This window comes from Streptomyces aurantiacus JA 4570 (genome assembly GCF_000414115.1).
Classification (GTDB): domain Bacteria; phylum Actinomycetota; class Actinomycetes; order Streptomycetales; family Streptomycetaceae; genus Streptomyces; species Streptomyces aurantiacus_A.
Window position 1 is genome coordinate 1 of sequence record NZ_AOPZ01000398.1, and the last position, 626, is coordinate 626.

The 626-nt window shown below is 70.6% G+C and carries 1 protein-coding gene; it reads right to left on the reverse strand.

Annotation, left to right across the window (positions count from 1 at the left end; translation table 11 throughout):
• Positions 1–602: ketoacyl-synthetase C-terminal extension domain-containing protein (locus STRAU_RS31660; RefSeq protein WP_037663237.1), on the reverse strand; the 602-nt coding region annotated here is incomplete at its 3' end.
• Positions 603–626: the final 24 nt, after the last annotated feature.

Genomic DNA, 626 nt, shown 5'->3' on the forward strand with positions numbered 1-626 from the left:
ACCTCCTTCAGAGGCCGGTCAAGCAGGCCATCCAGGTGCGCGCACACCTCATCGAGCGCGTCCGCGAACACCGGGAAGGTCTCGTACAACTCCCGGCCCATGCCGAGACGCTGGCTGCCCTGACCGGTGAAGACCACGCCGAGACGGCCCTCAACCACAGACCCCGACGCCGCACCCGCAGCACCAGAAGCCAGCACCTCAAGGCCGGTCAGGAACTCCTCCCGCTCACGCCCGAACACCACGGCCCGGTGCTCGTGCAGGGCTCGGCCCGAGAGCAACGACCACCCCACATCGGCGGGCTCCAGGTCACCGCGCTCAGCCACGTGCTCGCGCAGGCGCCCGGCCTGCGCCCGCAGCGCCTCCGCACTCCGCGCCGACACCAACCACGGTACGGCGCTGGATAGAACGCTCGTTTTAGTCGACTCGGTGTGGTCCTCCACCGGAACCGGAACGGGCACGGGAACCTGCTCCAGGATCACGTGCGCGTTCGTCCCGCTCACGCCGAACGACGACACACCCGCGCGACGCGGCGCACCGCCGTCGGCCTCCGACCACTCCCGGCCCTCGGCCAGCAGCTCAACGGCGCCCGCCGACCAGTCCACGTGAGAGCTCGGCTCGTCCACGTG